Source organism: Frankia sp. CeTa3Moorea, from assembly GCF_978021225.1.
This window is the reverse complement of the sequence record NZ_CDXDOR010000006.1, coordinates 21,776-39,663: the sequence shown is the minus strand read 5'-3', so window position 1 is coordinate 39,663 and position 17,888 is coordinate 21,776. Positions and strand designations below refer to the sequence as shown.

17 protein-coding genes are annotated in these 17,888 nt (G+C 70.3%); 16 read left to right on the top strand and 1 reads right to left on the bottom strand.

Translation table 11 applies throughout. The features are described from left to right. The first annotated feature begins 10 nt into the window (after positions 1-10). From AC08OV_RS02470 to AC08OV_RS02460, 3 genes are all read left to right on the top strand, one after another. Entirely contained in the window at positions 11-3,031 is a 3,021-nt protein-coding gene (locus tag AC08OV_RS02470) for a lantibiotic dehydratase (protein WP_476619218.1), read from the top strand. Between the two features lie 206 nt (positions 3,032-3,237). Further along, positions 3,238-4,440 carry a methyltransferase, FxLD system gene (gene fxlM, locus AC08OV_RS02465; RefSeq protein ID WP_476619217.1) on the top strand — a complete coding sequence of 401 codons (1,203 nt, stop codon included), beginning with the start codon at positions 3,238-3,240 and terminating at the stop codon, positions 4,438-4,440. A 104-nt stretch (positions 4,441-4,544) separates the two neighbouring features. Continuing rightward, the gene (locus AC08OV_RS02460; protein ID WP_476619216.1) at positions 4,545-5,810 is read left to right on the top strand and encodes a lanthionine synthetase C family protein; all 1,266 of its coding nucleotides are present in this window, start codon (positions 4,545-4,547) and stop codon (positions 5,808-5,810) included. Between the two features lie 3 nt (positions 5,811-5,813). Here the strand turns inward: AC08OV_RS02460 and AC08OV_RS02455 are convergent, their stop codons facing one another. Next, a complete protein-coding gene (locus AC08OV_RS02455; RefSeq protein ID WP_476619215.1) occupies positions 5,814-6,770 on the bottom strand; it encodes a phosphotransferase family protein in 957 nt (318 codons plus the stop codon). 273 nt (positions 6,771-7,043) lie between these two features. On the opposite strand from AC08OV_RS02455, the gene AC08OV_RS02450 reads away from it, so the two are divergent. The 13 genes from AC08OV_RS02450 to AC08OV_RS02390 all read left to right on the top strand — a co-directional run. Then, positions 7,044-8,576, top strand: coding sequence for a hypothetical protein (locus tag AC08OV_RS02450; protein WP_476619214.1), 1,533 nt, complete (start codon positions 7,044-7,046; stop codon positions 8,574-8,576). Further along, on the top strand, positions 8,560-9,159 hold the full coding sequence (locus tag AC08OV_RS02445; protein ID WP_476619213.1) for a flavoprotein: 600 nt from the start codon (positions 8,560-8,562) through the stop codon (positions 9,157-9,159). Before AC08OV_RS02450 ends, AC08OV_RS02445 begins: the two co-directional genes overlap by 17 nt. A 242-nt stretch (positions 9,160-9,401) precedes the next feature. Beyond that, positions 9,402-10,451 (top strand): radical SAM protein, encoded by a 1,050-nt coding sequence (locus AC08OV_RS02440; protein WP_476619212.1) that lies wholly within the window; start codon positions 9,402-9,404, stop codon positions 10,449-10,451. After that, on the top strand, positions 10,444-11,148 hold the full coding sequence (locus AC08OV_RS02435) for a hypothetical protein (RefSeq protein WP_476619211.1): 705 nt from the start codon (positions 10,444-10,446) through the stop codon (positions 11,146-11,148). Before AC08OV_RS02440 ends, AC08OV_RS02435 begins: the two co-directional genes overlap by 8 nt. 99 nt (positions 11,149-11,247) lie before the next feature. Next, positions 11,248-11,496 carry a hypothetical protein gene (locus AC08OV_RS02430; RefSeq protein WP_476619210.1) on the top strand — a complete coding sequence of 83 codons (249 nt, stop codon included), beginning with the start codon at positions 11,248-11,250 and terminating at the stop codon, positions 11,494-11,496. Between the two features lie 196 nt (positions 11,497-11,692). After that, on the top strand, positions 11,693-12,307 hold the full coding sequence (locus AC08OV_RS02425) for an AAA family ATPase (protein WP_476619209.1): 615 nt from the start codon (positions 11,693-11,695) through the stop codon (positions 12,305-12,307). Positions 12,308-12,340: 33 nt separating this feature from the next. Next, positions 12,341-12,808, top strand: coding sequence for an NUDIX hydrolase (locus tag AC08OV_RS02420; protein WP_476619208.1), 468 nt, complete (start codon positions 12,341-12,343; stop codon positions 12,806-12,808). 87 nt (positions 12,809-12,895) lie between these two features. Beyond that, a complete protein-coding gene (locus AC08OV_RS02415; protein WP_476619207.1) occupies positions 12,896-13,525 on the top strand; it encodes a 3'-5' exonuclease in 630 nt (209 codons plus the stop codon). 205 nt (positions 13,526-13,730) lie between these two features. Further along, the gene (locus AC08OV_RS02410; RefSeq protein WP_476619206.1) at positions 13,731-14,531 is read left to right on the top strand and encodes an endonuclease/exonuclease/phosphatase family protein; all 801 of its coding nucleotides are present in this window, start codon (positions 13,731-13,733) and stop codon (positions 14,529-14,531) included. Positions 14,532-14,655: 124 nt separating this feature from the next. Further along, entirely contained in the window at positions 14,656-15,276 is a 621-nt protein-coding gene (locus AC08OV_RS02405; RefSeq protein WP_476619205.1) for a non-canonical purine NTP pyrophosphatase, read from the top strand. Between the two features lie 547 nt (positions 15,277-15,823). Then, on the top strand, positions 15,824-16,603 hold the full coding sequence (locus tag AC08OV_RS02400) for a hypothetical protein (protein WP_476619204.1): 780 nt from the start codon (positions 15,824-15,826) through the stop codon (positions 16,601-16,603). Further along, positions 16,600-17,304 carry a putative 2OG-Fe(II) oxygenase gene (locus tag AC08OV_RS02395; RefSeq protein ID WP_476619203.1) on the top strand — a complete coding sequence of 235 codons (705 nt, stop codon included), beginning with the start codon at positions 16,600-16,602 and terminating at the stop codon, positions 17,302-17,304. Before AC08OV_RS02400 ends, AC08OV_RS02395 begins: the two co-directional genes overlap by 4 nt. Further along, positions 17,301-17,888, top strand: a 588-nt coding sequence (locus AC08OV_RS02390) for a hypothetical protein (protein WP_476619202.1), incomplete at its 3' end; no start/stop codon positions are given. The genes AC08OV_RS02395 and AC08OV_RS02390, both read left to right, overlap by 4 nt.

The following is a 17,888-nucleotide window of genomic DNA, read 5'->3' as shown; positions in this document are numbered from 1 at the left end:
GGACGAGGCCGTGAGCGGTGCGCTATACCGGCCCGCCGGCCCCGCGCTGCTGCGCGCGGCGACGAGCTTGCCGGGCAGCGTGGCGTGCTGGCCGGACTTGGAAGATCCGACCGAGTGCCGAGCGTGGTTGGCGCAGGTCTGGCCGGCGGCTCGGGAATCCGTCACGCTCGCCAGCAGCGTGTTGGCTGCTCGGGTCGAGCAGATCGCGGCCGGACAGCCTGTCACAGATCGACGGCTGCGCGCCGCGGCGGCGACGGTGGTGCGCTACCTGCTACGTGCTGAGGGGCGGGCGACGCCGTTCGCGCTGTTCGCGGGTGTCGTGCCAGCGAGGTTCGGGCGGGCGGGGTCGGTGCGTATCGGTGGTCGTCACTGGTCGATGGCTCGGGTGGATGCCGCGTGGCTGGGCGAGGTCATCGACCATCTGGAAACGGGTCCGCTGCTGGAGCGGGTGACCGTCGTGTTCAGCAGTCTCGTTGTCGAGCGGGCGGGGCGGCTGATCGTGCCTCATCCGGACGGCCACGCGGAGGTCCCTCTCACTCCACCGGTGCAGATTGTGCGGGATGCAGCCCGCAGCCCGGTGCGCTTCGTCGAGCTGGTCGACAGGCTGAACGCGGCATTCAGCGACGTGGACCGTGAGGGCATCGAAGGACTGCTGTGTCGGCTGGTCGCTGAGCATGTTCTGGTCACCGACTTTCGGGCGCCAATGATCGAGACTGATCCGCTCGGTCACCTGGTCACGGTCCTTCGGAGGGCTAGTGCGCGTGACCTGGTGGAGGTCGCGCCGCTGGTGGAGGAGCTGACCACGATCCACACCCAGCTCGGCGAACTCAACGCGGCGCCGACCCTGGAGGCGCAGGCAGCGTCGCGCGCGTCGCTGCTCGCGGCGATGGACCGGATCGCCCCTCAGCAACGCTCGCCCCTGGCGCTCGACCTGGTGCTCGACTGCGACCTTCAACTGCCCGCGTCGGTCGCGTCCGATATGGCGATTGCCGCTGGTGTCCTGACGCGGCTGGGCCGGGAACCGCTGGGACCGGCGGCGTGGGCGGACTATCACCGCCGCTTCGTTGAGCGCTACGGCGTCGGCAGCGTGGTCCCGCTGCTTGACGCGCTCGACGAGGCGTCGGGGCTTGGCTATCCGGCTGGCTATCCGGGCTCGGTCCTGCCAGCACCGGCGCAGACAGCGACCGATCGGGACCGGCGGCTGCTTGCCCTGGCGTGGGAGGCGCTTGCTGACAGTGGTCCTCTTGAGCTGACCGATGTGCTGATCGAGCACGTCACCGCGGGCGACCTGTTCGACCCGCGTTTCCTCCAGCCACATGGAGAGATCGCGGCGAAGATTCGCGCCAGGAGTGTTGAGGCGTTGAACGCCGGGGACTACCAGCTGGCCGTGAGCCCCGCCCGCGCGACCGGAACCCTGACCGCAAGGTTCCAGCCGGCCACCCATGACATGGCGATGGCCCGCGTCTACAGCTCGGTTCCGGCGCTGCACGAGGGCGCCAGTACGGTACAGCTGTCCTGCCCACCCAGGTTCGTGCGCGGTCAGAACGTCGCGCGGCTGCCCCGGATTCTGCCCGAGGTACTGGCCCTCGGCGAACCACCATCGGACGGGCCACGCGGGCTGGGGCCTGCGGATCTGGCGCTGACCGCGACAGGCCGGGGCCTGCTGCTGATCGAGGCCGCTAACGGCCGGATTATCGATCCGCAGGTGTACCACGCATTGGCCCTCGACCGGCAGATGCCGCCGCTGGCACGGTTCCTGGCGCACCTGCCGCGCGCCTTCGCGGCCTCCTTGACCGCGTTCGAGTTCGGACCGGCCGCGGGCGCGCTGCCGCACCTTCCCGAGGTCCGCTACGGCCGGATCATCCTGGCTCCCGAACGTTGGCGCCTGCACACTGCCGACCTGCCCGGACCCGGCGTGCCTGCTGCCGACTGGAGCGGTGAGCTGGGGCGGTGGCGGCATCGGCATCGGTGCCCGCCTCTGGTGGAGTTGGCCGATGGCGACATGACCTTGCGGCTGGATCTCACGATCCCTGCGCATCGCACGATCGTGCGTGAGCATCTGGCCGATGCGGGTGTAGCGATGCTGAACCGAGCCATGCCCGACGAGGACCTTGGTTGGATCGGGCATGCCCACGAGGTCGTCGTACCGGTGTTCCGCGCGGGGCCACCCGCGCCGAACAAGCTCGCTCCGCCGCTGGCCAGCAGGGTCAACGCCGACGGCCACCGTCCCGGAGATCCGAACTCTCGTTGGATCTCCGCCCGCGTCCATACGCACCCCGCCGCGATGGACGACCTCATCGCCAGGTACCTGCCGGACCTGGGCGCCCGGCTCGATGGCGTGCCGCTGTGGATGGTCCGCTACCGCAACGCCGAGCTGACTGACCATCTGCGCATCCGCGTCGCTATCGAGGAGGCGAACCACGCGGCTCGCGTGGCCATCGTCGGCGCGTGGGCCGCCGAGTTGGGCACGAGCGGCATCGCCGGGCAGGTGGCTTTTGACACCTACTTCCCCGAGGCCGGCCGCTACGGTGCCGACGCCGCTCTGGAGGCCGCCGAAGCCGTGTTCTGCACCGACACCACTGCGGCGATCATCGCTCTGCGTCAACCGCCGGCCGGGCTGCATCCGGACACCATCACGGCGTTGGCGATGCTCGACACCGCCGAGGCGTTCCTCGGCGGCATGCGTCCTGCTGCGGACTATCTGACCGCGCGCGTCCTTGCCAGGCCACAGATGATCGATCGCCGTGTCGTCGGCGCGACCACCCGGCTGGCCCGCCACGGCACACCTCGTGACCTGCCGAACCTGCCTGGCGACCTCGCCGACGCCTGGGCAGCCCGCGCCAAGACCCTGAGCGCCTACCGCGCGGCGTTACCCAGCCAGATGGACGCCGCGACGGTCGCCGACTCCCTTCTGCACCTGTCCTACAACCGCCTCCGCGGCATCAACCGGGACCACGAGGCCGCGTGCCTTCGCCTGGCCCGCAGCGTCGCGCTCGCCTGGCGTAGCACCCAGCAGGTGGCACCCGTATGAGTGCGGCCGTCTTCACCAGCCCGAAGATCGCGAACACGGCCGCGATCAGTCGGCGGTCAGCCCGGCTCTGTCCGGCAATTCCGCGATGGACGGGCCCGAGAAGACGCCCGCCGGCCGGGAACCTCCCCGCTGATGACGCTCCCGCCTCGCCCCCCGTTCCTCGACCACAGACGTTGACCCGATTCCACTCCGATAAGGACACGTCCATGACGACCGCGACACCTGGCACCGCCGCCGAACTCCACGCCGACATGGTCAGAAAGATCACCAGCGGCCGGCCCAGCCTCGACCGCACTGTCGTCGAGGCCCTGCGCACGGTGCCCCGCCACCTGTTCCTGCCAGAGGCCACGCTCGATGAGGCGTATAACCCCTACAAGGCGGTCATCACGAAGACGGCTCCCGACGGCACGCACCTGTCCTGCGCCTCGGTCGCGACCCTCGTCGCCGGGATGCTCGACGAGCTGCGGGTACGTCCCGGCGATCGGATCTTCGAGGTCGGTGCCGGCACGGGCTACAACGCCGCGCTGCTCGCCGAGCTCACCGGCCCCGACGGGCTGGTCATCACCGCCGATATCGATGAGGACATCACTGCCCAGGCATCGAAAGCTCTCGCTGCGGCAGGCTACAGCGGCGTACGGGTCCTCACCCGCGACGGCGCGCTCGGCAACGACACCGACACACCCCTCGACAAGATCATCGTAACGGTCGGCGCGTGCGACATCCCCGATGTGTGGTTTGCCCAGCTTGCCCCCGGCGGGCGGATCGTTCTGCCGCTGCGCTGGCGGGGTCAGACCCGCGGCGTCGCCTTCGTCAAGGGCGACGATGGTGTGCTCCGCTCGGAGTCGGTGTTCCTCTGCGGCTTCGTACCCATGATCGGCCAGGACGTCGAACGCGCCGCCACGCTGCACACCGACCCGCTGATCCAGATCCACTACGATGTCGATCAGGACATCGACCCGGCCCATCTGACCGGCATCCTCGACACCCCCCGGACCAGTGCCTGGTCCGGGGTCACCGTCGGCCCGCAGGACCCCATCGACGGGATCTGGCTACGTGCGACCGCGACCGACCCCGCCGTGTGCCGCATCAACGCCAGCCCCGGCGCGGTCAGCACCGATCTCTGCGTGCCGTCTATCCCGAATCTGAGCCCCGCGCTGGTCGCCGGCTCCTCGCTGGCCTACCTCGCCAAGCGCCGGTTGGACGGCCCCGACCCCGTCTACGAACTCGGCGCCCACGGGCACGGACCCGACGGCCACCTCCTTGCCGAGCGGCTGTGTGGACACATCCACACCTGGAACACCGACCGCACAGTCCGCCCGACCCTGACCGCCGCGCTCCTGACCGCTAAGGCCCGCATCCTCGACCGGGCGATCGTCAAGGAGGACTGCATGATCACCGTCACCTACTGAACCGCCCACCCACATCGGCGAGACGGCGCCTGGCCCGTAGCGTCCTTTGAACTCCAGGGCCTGCTGTCTCTCGCCGAACCGGCAGGACCGTCCGGAGGTGCTCCATGCTCCTGAGCAGCGATCTGCGAGCCCGCGCATCCTCTGCCGCGGCACGTCTCGCCGACGCGCTGACCGCACCACCCCCGCCCCCTGCCGGCAACGACCCCGCGCCGACCAGAGAGCACCGGCGAGGGCAGTCGCTGGCCGCCGGCGCCACCGGCGTCGCCCTGCTCCACGGCCTGCGCGCCCGTGACGGCGTCGGCAGCTGGGCCACCGTCGACGCCTGGCTCAAAGCCGCCACACACGAGAATCTGAGCGTCGGGGCACGAGCCGGCCTGTGGTTCGGCGCCCCGGCACTCGCGTTCACGCTTGCCACAGCGGCTCCACCCGGCCACTACCGTTCCGCCCGCCAGCACCTGCACAGCGCCATCACAGACATGACCGGCCGGCGCCTCGCCGCAGCCAACGGGCGCCTCGATGCCGGCCGGCGACCGGAACGCGCCGAATATGACCTCGTCTGCGGCCTGACGGGACTCGGCGCCTACCTGCTCACCAGCCAGCCAGACGCAGACCAGCTCCGCCAAGTCCTGACCTACCTCGTCCGCCTCACCGAGCCCGCGCCCGCCCCCGGCGGACTGACGCTGCCAGGCTGGTGGAGTGGCGACCTCCCCATTGGAGCACCGGCCGCGGCGTTCGCGGAGGGCCACGCCGACCTCGGAATGGCCCACGGCATCGCCGGCCCGCTCGCCTTACTCGCACTCGCCCACCGTCACAGCATCGTCGTCCCCGGCCACCTCGACGCTCTGCAACGCATCTGCGACTGGCTCGACGCCTGGCGCCAGAACAGCCCCACCGGCCCCTGGTGGCCCGAGAGAATCACCCTCAGCGAACTGAACGCCGGCTGCCCTGCCCAAGAACGTCCAGGGCGTGCTTCCTGGTGCTACGGGACGCCGGGCCTTGCCCGCGCCCAGCAACTCGCTGCCCTCGCGCTGGCCGACACTGTGCGCCAGGAACGCGCCGAAGCCGCGCTCGCCGCCTGCCTCGACGACCCCATCCAGCTCGCCAAATTCGTCGACCCGATGCTCTGCCACGGCTGGGCCGGCCTGGTCGCCACCGTACACCGCGCCGCCACCGACGCCCGCCACTATCCGCTCGGCAGCCACCTCCCAGCCCTAACCAGCCGACTCCTTGACAGCCTCGACCCAGCCGAGCCAATCAGCAACCGAGCACCCGGCCTCATCGAGGGAGCCGCCGGAATCGCCGCCATCCTGCATGACCTTGCCACCGACAGCACAGCATCCTGGGGGATCGCGCTCCTCCTCGGCCGCTAACGCTCATATGCCTGCGAGCAGGACGCGGACACGGTCGAGTTGGGTGGCGAATTCGCGGATGCGCTGCTCCCGCTGCTTCCATAGCACCGCCAGCCACCGCATCGCACACGTCCGCTGCGCCGCCTGGAACCTCGGCACCATCTCGCCGGAAACTCCCAGCGTCGCGACGACTTCTGACCAGACCGGGTCGTCGACGTCGCGGGCGCTGATGTGCTCGACGAGGTCGGCCGCGTCGAACGCGAGATCGCTCCATCCGCAGAACTCGAAGTCGACGCAGCGCGAGACCTCGCCGTCCCACAGCCAGTTGACCAGGTTTCCGTCGCCTCGCGAGAAGATGCGTGGCGCGGGCTGGGCGAGCGTCTCCGCGTCCCCGCTGTCCCGCCACCTCCCTAGCAGCTGTCGCAGGTCCCGTGCGTGCGGGTCGTGCGGCTGCGCATCGAGTTGGGTGGGCCACACCTTGGTCAGCCTCGCCACGTAGTGCTCCGCGGAGTCGATGCGGGGCAACCCCTCGAAACCCGCTTCCCACGGGAGGTCGTGGATCGGTCGCAGCGTCGCGGCCAGCCCCGCCAGCGCTGTCTCTCGCTCGGCCGGGCCGGTCAGATCGGGAAAGCGCACTCCCGGCAGCATGGTCATCGCGATAACAGGCCGAGCGTCGCGCCGGTCCCACCACAACGGCCGCGGCACGTTGGGATCAGAGTGCTCGGCCAGTAGGGACAGCGCCCGCCACTCCCGCTCCGCACGCTGCCGGGCATCGACCCTGTACGCCTTGACACACACCTCGTCGCCTTGAGCTCGCCGCCAGGCGAAGACGTGATTGTTCCGACCGCCTGTCAAGGAACGAAGCCCGAGGCGGTGCAGACTCTCCTCGCGTTCAGAGCCGTTGAGCGCAAGCAGTTTCCGTAGGTCGTCCGCGAGCCGCGCGGCTGTCGAGGACGGCGCGATCGTCAGCGCTTGAGACAATGACGGCTCCACGGCGCACCAAGCTATTGGACCGCTGGCCGTCGCGCCGAGGACGGCTCTACCGCAAGAGATTCCTTCGCCGACCGCAGCGGACGGCTTCCCTGGCAGCTGGCGGACGGAGTATGGCGATGTCCACGGTCAGTACCTGCTTGACCTGGCGGTGGGTCTGTTCTGTACGTGAGCGGACCACTACGGTTGATAGGTCCGGTCGTCCTCTGTGAGGCAGCGTTCCGGCACCGGTCAGCGTCATCGCCGGAGGGGCGTCGCCAGGTCATGAACAGGCAAAGCCGACGGGTCGAGCAGGACGAACTGCGGACGCGGATGCGCGCGGTCGGGATGACCCACGACGAGATCGCCATCGAGTTCGCCCGCCGCTACCGGTTGCGGCCCCGCGCCGCTCATCGTGTCGCCCTTGGCTGGACTCAGCAGCAGGCCGCCGACCACATCAACGCCCACGCCGCCCGAGTTGGCCTCGACGCGGACGGTGTGGCGGCGATGACCGGGCCGCGGCTGAGCGAATTGGAGAACTGGCCGCTTCCGCTGCGACGCCGTCCCACCCCGCAGCTGCTCGCGCTGCTTGCCGAGGTGTACGGCACCGACATGCACAGCCTGATCGATCTCGACGACCGCGAGCATTTCGACCCCGCCGACATGCTCCTCATCAGCCGCAGCGTCCGCCGCAGCCGCAGGCAGGACGCGGCGGACAGCCACGACGTGCCGCGCGCAGCCCCCGTCGCGTCGTTGCCTGCGTCAGGTGCCGTCCCGGTGCCGCGCGCCGCTGAGGAGCCGTTCATGGTCGAGCCGAGCCTGGTTGGCAGGGTCGGCCCGTCGCTGCGGCCACTGGCGGTGTCGATGCTGTCCGCTACGCCGTCGGCTCCGCTGCTGCGCCCACCGGTTGGGCAGATCGCCGGTGAGGTCGTCCGTCTCTGGCGTCTACGGCAACGGTCGCGCTACCGGCAACTGTCGGTGGAGCTGCCCCGCGTGCTGGCAGCCGTCCAGGACCCGGAAGAGCGACGGAGCGACATCGGTGGCATCGGGGCGCTCGTCCACCTCTACAACACGGCCTCCTCGTTGGCCGGCAGGCTTGGCTCACCCGAGCTGGCCGCGATCGCGGCAGACCGCGCCGTTCACCTCGCGGCGACCGCCGACGACCCGCTGCTGTACGCGGCGGCGGCCTACCGCCTCGCGAACATCCTGCTGGCGGCCGGGCAGCTCGGCTCCGCCCGCGATGTCGCCGTGCAAGCGGCGGACGGCCTGCGCACCCGGATGACGGCGGACCGCTCGCACACCGCGACCTGGGGAGCTCTCCTCGCGACTGCCTCCCTCGCCACCGCGCGGATGCAGGCGCCGGTCGAAGCCTGGGAACTGCTCGGCGCCTCACACGTGGCCGCGGACCTTCTGGCCACCGACCATGCCGACCCGTTCGCGGTCTTCGGACCGGTGAACTGGACGATCCACGCCGTGCACGTCGCCGTGTGCCTCGGCGACGGCGCCCAGGCGCTCCGCCGGGCCGCGACCGTCTCCGCTGACCATCTGCCGGCGTTCCTCACCGAACGGCGCACCTACGTGCTGCTGGGAACCGCCCACGGTCACGTCCAACGTGGTGACGTCGACGCCGCGCTCGCGGTGCTGCTCACCGCCGAGCAGCACGCGCCCGAAGAGCTGCGCCACAGTCCACATGCGTACGGGCTGGTCTCCGAGATGCTGGCGGCCAGCCCGCGCCGCAACGACCAGCTCACCGGATTGTTCGGGCGGATGACCACGCCGGCCGGGCAGGAACACGGGGACGATGAGTCAGCCGAGTAAGCCTGTTCTCTACAGCATCGCGTGCGGTGGACGGCCCGCCGCCGACCTGCCCGCGTTCGTACGGCAAGCGCAGCAGGCTGGGTGGGACGTGTGCGTGATCGCCACCCCGTCCGGGACGAAATTCCTGGACGCCGACGGCCTCGCCCGGCTGACGGGGCATCCGGTGCGCTCCGACTACAAGAGGCCGGAGGAGCCGGACGTGCTGCCTCCTCCCGACGTGTTCGTGGTGGCGCCCGCGACCTTCAACACGGTCAACAAGTTCGCCGCGGGGATCTCCGACACCTTGGCGCTGGGGCTGCTCAACGAGGCTCTCGGCAGCGATCTCCCCATCGTCATGGTGCCGTTCCCGAACCGGATGCTGGCCCGGCACCCGGCCTTCACCGCCAGCGTGTCGCTGCTGCGGTCCTGGGGCGTGCGCCTCGTCTTCGAGCCCGACGCGGACTGGCTGCCGCGCCCCAACCAGGGAGAGTCAGGCAACGCCTTGTTCCCCTGGCACCGTCTCGCCCACGAACTGGACAAGACGATCACCTCGTCCCCCCTCGCCGGACGAGTCACAGCTCTCGACGACGCCGGCAGAAGCTAGGAGACCGGCCAGACCTTGAGATGCCGCGAAGGACTGACGGGCTCCCGCTGGAACGTTTCGGGCACCAACTCCCGGTCTGCCCAGGTCAGCGGGGGTGCATAGGACGAACAACATGTTCCCTCTGCGGGGAATGACGCCCGCGTCCCTGCTTGGGACGCTGGCGACGTTCAGCGTCGCTGCGGACAACGTGCCGTCACCACGGCGACCGCCTCCGCCTGCGCGCGTCCACGCGAGAGGAACCCATGATCGCCTCTGCCCCAGCACCGCCAACCGTCCTTCCCCGCGAAACGACGACGGACCACAACGACCAGCAGCCATGCAACGGGGCGGCCTCCATCGTCTTCACCGAGGGGCATCACTTCCGCCTCACCGACCCGCACAGCCTGCGCACGGCCGCCGACAGCGCTTCAGGGCCTCTCTCTGTGATCGTCCAGGTCACCAAACGGTGCAACTTCGACTGCTCGTTCTGCTCGGAGGTCCTGCACGAGCCCGACCCCACCCTCGACGCGCTCCAACGCATCCGGGACAACCTGGCCGGCGTTCCCCGTGTGTTCCTGTCCGGTGGCGAGCCGTTGCTGCGCCGGGACTTCATCGAGATCGTCGACATGTTCTCGGGCACGGTCATCGGCGTGCCTACCAACGCCACCCGTGGCCTCCAGCACGCGGCTCGCCTGGCCGGCAAGATCTCGTTCGTCAACATCGGGCTGGAGGGGCCGCGGGCGACGACGAACCGGGTCCGCGGCGACTACGACATGATCATGGCCGGGGTGCGGGCCTTCCAGGACGCCGGCCTGCCGCTGTCGCTGTCGGCGGTGGTCTACCGCTCGACCCTGGCCGCGTTGCCGTTCACCTACCAGATCGCCGATGTGCTGGACGCCGGGAAACTCAAGCTGATCCTGCCGCTGCGCAAGGGCAATGCGCTCGATCTCGCCGCCCACGAGTTCCTCAGCCTCGACGAGGCGACGGCGACGTTCGAGCGGCTGACCGAGTTGCGGACGGTGCATGACTGGCGGCCGGCGCTGCGGCTGACGGCGTGGACGGCGGACACCGAAGGCCACATGATCGTGGTCGGGCCGAGTGGCACCGCCAGCGCCTGGCCCGTCTACGACGCGCCCGACCTGCTCGAACCGCTGGGTAACCTGCTCCACGAGCCGATCACGCAGATCTGGACGCGCTATCGGTTCAAGCGCAACCACTACGCCAAGTACCTGGGACGCTCGATTAAGGCCGTCGCCCGCGCTGACCGGCCACCGTCAGCACGCCCGCCGCTGAGGATCACCGCCCATGCGTGAGGCGACCAATCTGGGCTGGACCGACACCCCCTTCGGAGCTGCACGGCGGCCGTTCGCCGACCGGACATCCCTGCTGGCCGCCTTCTCGATCATGACCAATCGCTCCTCGCTGGCAGCTGCCGGGGCTGTGTATCTGCCGCTGACGCGCGCTCGCGCCCTGCGGGTCAGCGACACGACGTTGCGGTTCGGCTTCCACGCCGTCGCCGCCGAGGAACCGGCAGAGGCCGCCGCTGTCGTCACCACGGTCGACGCGCTGCTCGTCCAGGCCCGACGTCAGGCGGCGATAGTCGCCGGCCACCGGTTCGCCGACGAACTGGCGAGCCTGACCGGCGCCGTCGCCGGTCAGCCCACCCGTGGGATCACCGCGATCGCCACCGCATGGACGGACGGCACCGCCGAACGCGGGCTGGCTCGCCTCCACGACACGGCGAGCGAACGTACCCCGGCCGCGCTGGCGGACATCTGTGCCGGCTACCACCTGCACGGGCTGCCTCTCGACATCCCTCCAGCCGGGGCTGCCGCGCCGTGGATAGCACCGCAGATCCTTCGCCATCTCGTCATGCGCGCGCTGGCCAGCGCGCTGATCGCCGCACGGCACGCGGGCCGCTACCAGTGGGACACCCTCCACCTCGACGCGGTCGTCGAGGCCGCCGCCTGGGACCAGCTCACCGACCTGCCCGTCACACCGGTCTCATGACCGGCGCGGCTGTCCCATCCCATCCAAAGGTGGCAGTCGTCCCCGCGTCGTCCCCGTCGACCAATTGATATCGAAGTTAGATTCTGGAGTCGATTTCTCGTGTCCTATCAGAAGGTCGGGAACTGGCTGATCAGCGTTGGACGGCTACCGATTCCAGTGACGGTCGCGGTGCTAGCCGTACTGACGGTTGCTTTCGTCGCCGTGCTCACGGCTCCCATCGTGGGGGCGATCATCCTTTTCGGCTCGATGGGTCTTCCGAGTTGGCTGTCCCCGCTGCTGTTGTCGGTCCCCGTGTGGGGGGCTCTCTGGTTCATGCGGCGGAAGTCAAGGCCGCGCGGCGAGCACTGATCACTGCGTGGAACGCAGGCCGCTGCCCCTGGGTGCACTCGACGCCGATGCGGAAATCAAGGCCGCCAGCCTGCGACCAGCGCGCAGATCTGCCTGCCCCTGCGTCCCCTGTCCTGCGTGGGAGACGGCCGCGACGATACGGGCCAACGTCCCCGCCTGCCGCATCGACCAGCGCTGGTCGCGAAGGAGTTCCCTGATGCTGCGCAACTGTCTGGTCCTCGCGGTGGAAGGCACCCATGCCTCGGGCAAGACCACCCTGACCCACGCCCTCGCCGCCTACTACCGGGAACGTGGCGTGCACGTCGCCTGCGTCCCCGAACCCGCGAGGAACTCACCGTTCATCGAGGAGATCGTCGTGCACGGCCGCGGCGAGTTCGACCTGGAAACCGAGGTCGACCTGTTCGCCGCCCAACTGTCCAGCCAGCTGCGCGTCGCCCGCCAACACACGATGATCATCTGCGACAAGACGGTCGCGAACGTCCTGGCCTACGCCTGGCTGGTCCTGCCAGGCGGTCCCGACGGGCCCCACGCCGGCGTGCTGCACGCCATGGAAGCCTTCTGCCGCGCCTGGGCACACGTCTACGACGCGGTGTTCTACTGCTGCGACCGCTTCGACCAGCACCAGAGCGGCGACCCCTACCGCTCCAAGGTCCTCGACATCCAGCCGGCCGCCGACCGTGTCGTGCGCAGCATCTGCGCCACCGTCGGGCAGCGTATCTACGACATCCCTCCGAACATGCCCACCAGCGCGCGGGTCGACTGGATCGCCGAGCAGCTCACCGCGCTGGGCCTCGACCCGACCACCCGCTGACCGCCTCCACCCATCCCGGGAGACACTGTCACCATGGCGTACCGCAGCGTCATCGACGTCATGCTCCTGCTCGTCCGCGACGGCGCGGTCCTACTCGCGCAGCGATCTGGCACGGGATTCGCCGATGGCTGGTTCAACCTCCCCTCCGGAAAAATCGAAGACGGGGAGGACGCCGCTGCCGCGCTGTGCCGTGAGGCGCGGGAGGAGGTCGGCCTTCACCTGGACCCGGCGTCGCTCACCCTCGTCTCGACCGTCCATTTCCGGAACGAACACGGGGAGGGGCGGCTGGGCTTGTTCTTTCTGCCGCAGCACTGGGACGGCGAACCAGTCAACGCCGAACCGCACAAGTGTTCCCGCATCGACTGGTTCCCGATCGGTGCGCTTCCTGACAACACCTACCCGTACACCCGGCTCGGCGTTGAGCTGTATGCAACGGGCCGGAACTTCGCTGTCCACGGGTGGAACAGCACCGGCAGACCGCCAGGGCAGGCAGACGGCTGACAGGCAGACGTCGAAGCGATGAGCTGCGAGGTGAACACAGGGCGCGGTGCGCGGACGCCTGACCGCGCGGCGCGCGAGACTGCCATCGTGACAGCGCCACCGTGGTATGACGCCGCTCTCGTCGCGCTCGACCTCGAAGGCAGCGGAGCGCAGGACCGCGAACACGAAGCGATCCTCGAACTCGCCGCCGTACCCCTGCTCGGCGGCCACCCGGACCTCCCACGGGCCTTCACGACCTTCGTCAACCCAGGGCGCCCAATTCCGCGCCGACCCTGGACCTCCCCGGGCCTCACCGATCAGACGCTGAGCGCCGCCCCACCGCTGCGGCAGTGCGCAGCCTCCTTGAGCGCGCTTCTCGACGGCCGGTGGATCGTCGGCCACAACGTCGCTGTTGACTGGCGGCTCCTTCAGCGCCACCTTCCCGCCCTCAAACCGGCCGGGTTGATCGACACCCTGGTTCTCGCCCGCTCCTGCGGCCGTGACGGCGGCAGGTCACTCACAGCGCTGATCCAGAGCACCGGACTCGATGCCCTGATGCACATCACCGTCCCGACCAGCCAACCCCACCGCGCTCTCTGGGACGCCACCGCAGCCGCCTACCTGCTCACCCGGCTCGTCCAGCAGCGCTGGCACCACCCGCCGACCCTGGACACGTTGCGCGCCGTCGCCGGCATCATGACGGGTTCGCCAGCCGACGCACAGCCCAGCCTGTTCTGACCACAGTCACTCGTCTCAGGGAGCGCGGGAGGAGCCGATGTCCACAGACCCTATGGACCTACATGGTGGACACCCGGCCGCTAATGATCAAAGGGTTGCGGAGATGAGCCGTTCCCGATCTGGAGCGCGATCTCCCAGGATGCCCGAGGCCGCCGGCCGCCAGCCTGTGCCTGAAAGCCGGCGACCTCCGACGACCTCGGAGCTCGTGGCATTGGTGCGTGTGCTCACCTTCAACGTCCAGCATGCTGCGCCTGACCGGGCATGCCGCCAGGCAGCCTGGCTTGGCCAGCAGCCCGACGCGGATCTCGTCGTTCTCACCGAGGTCGGCCCCGGACCTGGCGGAGCCGCCCTCCTGGGCGCACTCGGCCAGCACGGCTACATCCATCTCCACGCGCCGCGGCCAGCCCTTGCCGACTACAGCACGGTCGTCGCCTCCCGCAGCGCGCCGCTCGAACCCGTATCGACTGGCATCGGTGTCCTTCCCCACCGCGCGCCCGCGGTGGACCTGCGTATCGGCGGGCAGCGGCTGCGCCTGCTCGGCCTGTACGTCCCGTCCCGAGGCCCGCAGGAACGCCGCAACGAGAACAAGCGCGCCTTCCAGCACGCCGTCACCCAGGCGCTGCCCCAGCTGATCGCCGACAGCGGCGGACCTGTTGTTGTGGCGGGCGACCTCAACGTCGTCGAACCGGGCCACGTCCCGCACTACCCGGTCTTCGGCCGCTGGGAGTACGACTTCTATCGCTCTTTCCACAGCGCCGGTCTCGCCGACGCCTACCGGACGCTCTACCCCGACGCGGTGGGGCACAGCTGGTACGGCCGCGGTGGCAACGGCTACCGCTTCGACCACGCCTTCATCACCCCTGGCCGGCTGGAGCTGACCGGCTGCGACTACCTGCACGAACCCCGTCACCACCGCCTCAGCGACCACGCCGCCTTACGCCTCACCGCCCAGCTCACGCCCGGCACCTCCACCACCAGCGGCGGCGGCGAAGCGACCCGGAGCTGACCATCCTGCGCGGCACGAGCACAAGGAAGAGGGACCGCCGCCCACAGGCCGCGGGCCGCACGACGAGACGATCCTCGGGGAAGCCCGCCGCGACGGCCCCACCGTCTTGGGAACAGAAGTGCAGATGATCGGTAGACGCGGCTACCGCCGGTGGAGCCAGCCCGGTGAGATCCGCTCGGAGGAGAACCGCATGATCGAGCGCATCTCGTTGATCACGGGAAATGACGGCAAGGCCCGCGAGTACGCCACGCTGTTGGGCGTCGAGGTCACGGCGGCCAAAGAGGAGCTCATCGAGATCCAGGCGCTCGACGTCGCGAAGGTGGTGGAACGTAAGGCCGCCGATGCCTACGCCAAGCTGCGCAGGCCGGTGCTCGTCGACGACACCGGCCTGGCCCTGCACGCCTGGAACGGCCTGCCCGGAGCCCTCATCGCGTGGTTTCTCGACACCGTCGGCGCCGACGGTCTCCTCGACATGGCCGCGGGTGTGGCCGACCGGCGCGCCACCGTCACCACCGCCCTCGGCTACGCCGACGCCGACGGCGTCCGAGTCTTCACCGGCACGCTGCACGGAATGCTGACCACTGAACCGCGCGGCCACGGTGGCTTCGGCTACGACGCTGTCTTCGTGCCCGACGGCAGCGGCCTGACCTTCGCCCAGATGACGAGCGAGCAGAAGAACGCGATCTCCCACCGCAGGCTGGCCGTCGACGCGCTTCGCAAGGGTCTCGGGCTTCCGGGCGCCTAACGCCCGCGACGTCGCGCCCGATCGCGGTCGTCCACGTAGAGGTGCCGGCTCTCAAGCTCGCCCAAGGTCGGGTTCGGCGACGGTCGCCCGCGCAGCACCGCCGGGTTGACGGCGGCTGGGCGGGCCGGGCTGCGGCCGTCCGTCTCCCAGCCGGACCGTTCGTTGATCGGCCGAAGGCAGGGGCTGGCATCCTCGCGGACCCAGCGCAGCGGGTCGCATGGTCATACGAAGGCCGACGACGGGCGGCGCTTTCCAGGGCCCTGCCACAAGCGCGGCGCTACTGGCGGGCGCGGCGGACTTCTCACCCATGAGGGGTCCGAGCAGGGGAAGAAAATCCGACGCCTGGAGTTGTTTCCGCAGGTCGGCGCGGCGCACGGGCACGAACAAAACCTTCCCATTCAAGGGAATTCCTTTCCGCGGACGGTCGTGGCACCGTGGTCATGCCCGGCCGGTATCTGGCAGGGCAGCGGACATGGCAGACGCCGAATTCGGCGCGCGCCGTGACGTGTAGGCGCCGAGCAGGCCGTCCGGGAGCGAGGAGCCAAGCATGGTCGTCGGCCCTACCCTCACCGGCCCGCCGGTGCTCTATGACCGCGACGACTGCCTCCCGACACTTGGGGGCATCCCGTTTCTCGACGACGGCTTCGCGCACGGCCGCCTGCTCGCCGCCGTCGCCGCCGCCCGCCACATCGAGGCGCGTCGCGCCGGCCTCGGCGACGGCGTCACCAACCGGCAGATCGAGACCTGGCTGCGGCCCGACCAGGTGCTGCACCTACGGCGCGCCGCACCGCCGGACGCCGCCGGACTGCGCGAGGGCCGGGGCGAGCTGGTCGCCGGGGCCTTGTCGGCGCTTGAGGGCAGGGTGCCGGCGTGGCGCCCGCTGCTGGGCCTGCCAGTCTGGTTCGGCACACTGACGACGGGCGCGCACTCGGCGTCGTCACGGGCCTGGCTGCAACACGTCCTGCTCGGCCAGTCGGCGTTCGCATCGTTCGGCGCCCTGTGCGGTCAGGTGCTCCACGAGATGTGTCACCAGTGGTGGTACCTCATCGAGGAGCTGTGGCCGCTTCAGCCGGACCAGACCGAGGCGGCCCGCGTCCACACCCTGCCGTCCGGCACCGGGCCACGCAGCTCCTCAGAGGTGCTTGGCGCGGCCCACGTCGCCCTCGCGCTCATCCGCTGGTACCGGGTCGTCGACCCCACCACGAGCCGGATCGACGAGCTGGCGGCCTATGCGGCGGGCTGCCTGGCTCTGCTCGGCCCCACCGGCAGCGACGGTCTGACGGCCGCCGGCGCCCGGCTCGCCCATCGACTCCAGGAGAAGCTATGACCGTGCAGGCCGCGTCCGCGGCTACTCCCGCCGATCCACCGGACATCGATGCCCCACCGACCGGGAACGTGGCTGCCCGCCGGCAGGTCCTTCGGACGTGGCGCACGCCGATCTACGTCGCGGACCTGCCCGGCGCCGACGCCGTCAACACCACCCTCCTACCACTGATCCTGGAAGCCGAGCGACGCGACCCGGGCGCGGAGGTCTTCCTTGGGGGCACCGACGTGGTCCGCGCGAACAGGAACATCCTGCGCTGGGACCGGCCGGAGATCACCTGGCTGCTCGGCCACATCCGGACGGCGGTCGACACGCTGATGGCCGACGTCCTTGGCGACGCGGCGCGGACCGTCCACCAGCAGATCGTCGCCGAGGCATGGAGCGCGGTCTACCGCGGCGGCGGGAACCTGCGGACCCACACCCACCACGACTCACCGTGGAGCGGCGTCTACTACGTCGACGGCGGGTCCGGCGCGGGCTCGTCGGGCGCCGGCCAGCTGATGGTGCTCGACCCCCGGCCGACGGCGGTGGCGCGCCAGGCGTCACCGGGGCCGATCCTGCTGGAGGCCGTCGCCGGCCGGCTCATCGCGTTCCCCGGCTGGCTGCCGCACGCCGTGCGCGCGACCCTCGTCGGCGGCCGAATGCGGGTCGCGCTCGCGTTCAACGTCGGCTACCGCGACCTGCCCGCGGGCGGTGCGCGATGATCGCCCCCGAGGCGGCGCCGGCTGGTCTGGCGCCGGTTCCCGTCCTCGCCGGCGCCGACGGCGCGGTGTCGCACTACTGGGCAACCCCGGTGCTGCTCGGCACGGTTGACCTCGCCGGCCAGCTGGTGCCACCCTGGCCGCCGGCCATGACCAGGCGGCCGGTCCGCGTCGTGCCCCCTGACGACATCCTGGCCGACCCCGAGGGCTTCGCGGCCGTGTTGCTGGCCTCGGTCAACGAGCTCGCCGCGGCGGACGGCGCTGGCCCGTGCACCGGTGTCGATCTTCGTGTAGAGGTCTGGGGCGCGGGCTACGACGCCCCGGCCGTGTCCTACCCAGCCGACTACGTCGCCTGGTGCGTACTGGCCTCCTCCGGAGGGCGGCACGACGAGTCCGGCGCGATCACCCTCGCCGACCCGCGCACCGGCAACAACCTGACCGCTGTGCCGGGCCTGCCCTGGGGCCGGCAGATCATCCTGCGACCCCAGCCCGGCGCCCACCTGGCGATACCGGGCTGGCTCACCAGCGCCGTCGCCCCGGTCGAGGACGGCCAGCAGGTCGTCGTCGCCCTCGCCACCAGCCTGCCC